This is a genomic window from Mesorhizobium sp. M1E.F.Ca.ET.041.01.1.1 (assembly GCF_003997355.1).
In the GTDB taxonomy this organism is placed as follows: Bacteria; Pseudomonadota; Alphaproteobacteria; order Rhizobiales; family Rhizobiaceae; genus Mesorhizobium.
Window position 1 is genome coordinate 1 of the sequence record NZ_RZSL01000510.1, and the last position, 4,441, is coordinate 4,441.

Consider the following 4,441-nt stretch of genomic DNA (forward strand, 5'->3'; position numbering starts at 1 on the left):
GCCTCACGGACGGCGTTGTCCTGCGCCTCGAGCTTGGCCTTCACCTCGGCGGCCGGCTTTGGCTCGGCGCGATAGCCGAGGCCTTTGAGAATCTCTTCCATGTCGTCGGCGGTGGCGCCGAGGATCGACATCATCGGCGGCGTCACCATGAAGGCGTGGCCGTCATAGGCGCCGTCCGGACGCTGGCCGAGACCGGGCTTCCAGTTGGTCGCCGGGCGGATGAGGTCGGCCAGCCGCTCCAGTATGTCGACGCGCACGGCGCGGCGCCCGAGATTGCGATAGCCGGCGAGCTTGTAGAAGGTCTTGTCGAAGGCCACGTCGATGACCACCGAGGTGCGGCCCGAAGCCAACGCGTGGACCACGTCGCCGAAGCCGGGCTTGTCCTTGCCGTCGTTCTTCAGCGCCCAGAGCAACGTCACCAGCCCGGCCGGCGCCGGCTTGATCAACGCCGGCACAAAGACATGGTAGGCGCCGAAGCGCACACCGAGGCGACGCAGCGCTGCGCGGCCTTCCTGGTCGAGCGACTTCATTTCCTCGGCGATGTCGCGGCGGTTGATGAGGCCGAAATGCTCGACGAGCTGGAAGGCGATGCCGCGGGCGATGCCGGCGAGCTGCTCGGCATTCTTCAGATCGACCAGCGGCTTCAGCAGCGTTTCGATCTGGAAGTTGACGAAACGCTCGGCGCGGGCCGCGACCTTGTCGCGTGCCGGTCCGGTGAGCTGCTCGTCGGCAAGCAGCACAAGGCGCGGCTTCAATGCCTCGTCGCCGGCCACCAGCGTGCCGATCGGGGCGCCGATCCAGCGCAGGATGCCGTCCGAGCCCAACGCCAGATCGCCGTTGGAGCAGGCGGCGAAGCGTTCGGCGCGTGCCTCGAACTCCGCGCTGAGCGCCTTCTGGGCAGCGGTGCGCACCGCCTTGGCGTCTTCGCCGCCGGCGCTCTGGTCGGCGGTGAAGCGGAAACCCTGCAACTCGCCGACATGATGGCCTTCGACGAGGACGGTTCCGGTTGGGCTGATTTCGGCTTCAGGCATGGTATTTTCTCTAAGGCGCCGCATGAGGACGGAAGTCCTGCGGTCTACGAAGCGTTTCGTCAACCGCTCATGCAGCGCATCCGACAATCTGTCTTCGATTTCGCGCGTCTTTTCCTGCCAGTGTGCCTGATCGGCCAGCCAGCCCGGTCGGTTGGAGACGAAGGTCCAGGTGCGGATCTGGGCAATCCGGTGCGACAGCGTGTCGATGTCGCCATCCGTCGTGTCGGCCCGCCGCACCTGCTCGGCCATGTAGTTTTCGTCGACATGGCCATGGCGCGCAAGGTCCAGGTAGATCGAGGCGACAAGGTCGGCATGCTGGGCGGGCGCGATCTTGCGATAGTCCGGCAGCGCGCAGGCTTCCCAGAGCAGCGCCACGCGCTCCCTGCCGGTGGCGAGCGCCCTGATGCCCTCGTCGCGCGACAGATGCTCAAGCGCCTGGGCATCGACCGCCGGCAATGCCCGGGTCAGCCCTTCGACCGGCGCGTTGGTTTCGATCGAGCGCTTCAACGCGTCCAGGCCGGAGAAATCGAAATCGGCGGTGCGCCACTGCAGCACCTTCACCGGGTCGAAATCGTGCCCCTCGATCTTCTCGACCAGACCCTCGTCGAGCGGATCGACCTGGCCGGTGACGCCGAAGGTACCGTCGCGCAGATGCCGGCCGGCGCGGCCGGCGATCTGGCCGAGCTCGGCGGCGGTCAAATTGCGGTACTGGTAGCCGTCGAACTTGCGGTTCTGGGCGAAGGCGACGTGCTCGAGGTCGAGGTTCAGCCCCATGCCTATGGCGTCGGTGGCAACGAGATAGTCGACGTCACCCGACTGGAAGATCTCCACCTGGGCATTGCGGGTGCGGGGCGAGAGCGCGCCGAGCACGACGGCAGCACCGCCCTGCTGGCGGCGGATCAGTTCGGCGATCGCGTAGACCTCGTCGGCGGAGAAAGCGACGATCGCCGTGCGTCGCGGCAGGCGGGTGAGCTTCTTCGATCCGGCATAGGCAAGGTGCGACAGCCGCGGCCGCGTCACTACCGACACGCCCTTCAGCAGCTTCTGGAGGATGCCGTGCATGGTGGCGGCGCCCAAAAGCAGCGTCTCCTGGCGGCCGCGCAGATGCAGGATCCGGTCGGTGAAGATATGGCCGCGCTCGAGATCGCCGGCGAGCTGCACCTCGTCGATGGCGACGAAGGCCGCATCGGTCTCGCGCGGCATCGCCTCGACGGTGCAGACCGAATATTTCGCGCCGGCGGGGACGATCTTCTCCTCGCCGGTGACCAGCGCCACCTTGTTGGCGCCGACCTTCTCGCAGACGCGGCCATAGACCTCGCGGGCAAGCAGTCTGAGCGGCAGGCCGATGACGCCGGTCTCGTGCGCCACCATGCGCTCGATGGCGAGATGGGTCTTGCCGGTGTTGGTAGGCCCAAGCACAGCCGTCACGTCGCGGCCCGAAAGGATCAACGGCTGGGTGTGTTTGGGCTGGATATTCATCGGCTCGGAAATTTAAGTCTTTCTGCCGCTTGTTGTCGGGAACGCGGCGATGCCGCCGCGTGTGACAGGCGACACATAGGGATTTCAGGCGCGAAGCGAAAGTGGAATGTTTCCCTTACAGACGGTGTTCCGACAGGCAGGGGTCAAAATCCGCTGTCGATTAACCGTTGGAACGAGTCTGGAACGAATCGGCGACGAATCGCTGACTCGTCCTGATTCAGGTTTTGTTCACGGCTATATGTAGATTTTTTGACGATGAGTCTCACCACATGCTGAATCCCGGAGTTGGCCCGTTTCATGCTTGCCTCAGCCGTGCCCTGAAGGGTCGTTAACCTTTGCCGGCGAACGGTCGGAGCCGATCTGAATGCGGCCGCCAAGATTATGAAATTGTTGATCTTTCCTAATCGGCGTTAATCATTTCCGTACCGTTTTCGGCTCTTCGCGTTAACTTTTCGACCAAAGCCGGAACGAATCAGCGACGAATCAGCGATCTGCGAGCTTTCCCGTTTTGTTCACGCCTAGATATGGTGCTGTCCACAGCTTGCGCACCGAAAATTCACAGCTTGTGAACGAGGTTTCGCACAGGGCGCGGCGAGGCCGTTAACCTTTGCGTGCCGAATTGAGGCAAGGTGTCGTGTCGGCGATGGACGACGCAGAAAGAAAAAGGCGGCCCGAGCGTTCAGGCCGCCCCGCAACCGGGACAAGCCTCAGGCGAAATACTGCCCGCCATTGGCGGTGATCGTCGAGCCGGTGATGAAGCCGGCCTCGTCCGAGGCCAGGAAGACGACGCAGCGCGCGATTTCTTCCGGCTCGCCGAGGCGACCGACCGGGATCTGCGGGATGATGCGTTCGTTGAGCACCTTCTCGTCGATGGCCTTGACCATCTCCGTGGCGATGTAGCCGGGGCAGATGACGTTGACGGTAATGCCCGCGCGCGCGCCTTCCTGGGCCAGCGCTTTCGAGAAGCCGATGTCGCCGGCCTTCGACGCCGAATAGTTGGCCTGGCCGGCCTGACCCTTCTGGCCGTTGATCGAGGAGATGGTGATGATGCGGCCGAACTTGCGGTCGCGCATGCCGCCCCACAGCGGATGCGTCATGTTGAAGACGCCGGAGAGGTTGGTATCGATGACTTCCTTCCACTGCTCGCGCGTCATCTTGTGGAACATTGCGTCGCGGGTGATGCCGGCATTGTTGACCAGCACTGACACCGGGCCGAGATCGGCCTCCACCTTTGCGATGCCGGCGGCGCAGGCGTCGTAGTCGGCGACCGACCATTTGTAGACCGGGATGCCGGTCTCTGCCTTGAACTTCGCGGCGGCCTCGTCATTGCCGGCATAGTTGGCGGCCACCGAATAGCCGGCACTCTTCAGCGCCACCGATATCGCCGCACCGATGCCGCGCGATCCGCCCGTGACGATTGCTACCTTGGTCATGTGCTCCTCCCTTTAAAATCGTCTGAGCGAATAGGGAGTAGCGAATAGCGAGTAGAGATCTCATATCCCATCGCGCCGACGTTATTCTTCCCTATTCGCTACTCCCTATTCGCTATTCGCTATTCGCTCAGAGCGCCTCGACGCACAGGGCGACGCCCATGCCGCCGCCGATGCAAAGCGTCGCGAGACCCTTCTTGGCGCCGCGCCGGCGCATTTCATGGACCAGCGTGTTGAAGATGCGGGCGCCTGAGGCGCCGATCGGATGGCCGATGGCGATGGCGCCGCCATTGACGTTGACGATCGACGGATCCCAGCCCATGCCCTTGTTGACGGCGCAGGCCTGCGCGGCGAAGGCCTCATTGGCCTCCACGAGGTCGAGATCCTTGACCGACCAGCCGGCCTTCTCCAGCGCCCTCTTCGAGGCCGGGATCGGGCCCGTGCCCATGATCGCCGGATCGACGCCTGCGGTCGCCCAGGAAGCGATGCGGACGAGCGGGG

At 64.2% G+C, this 4,441-nt stretch carries 2 protein-coding genes and 1 pseudogene; all 3 read right to left on the reverse strand.

Translation table 11 applies throughout. From position 1 onward, the window contains the following. Nucleotides 1-2,510, reverse strand: a 2,510-nt coding sequence (locus EOA38_RS28985) for a helicase-related protein (protein ID WP_127300851.1), incomplete at its 3' end; no start/stop codon positions are given. A 707-nt stretch (nucleotides 2,511-3,217) separates the two neighbouring features. Beyond that, complete coding sequence (phbB, locus tag EOA38_RS28990; RefSeq protein ID WP_127300852.1) at nucleotides 3,218-3,943, reverse strand: acetoacetyl-CoA reductase; 726 nt, start codon at nucleotides 3,941-3,943, stop codon at nucleotides 3,218-3,220. A gap of 127 nt (nucleotides 3,944-4,070) precedes the next feature. Then, nucleotides 4,071-4,441, reverse strand: a pseudogene (locus EOA38_RS28995) (acetyl-CoA C-acetyltransferase); the annotation flags it as partial.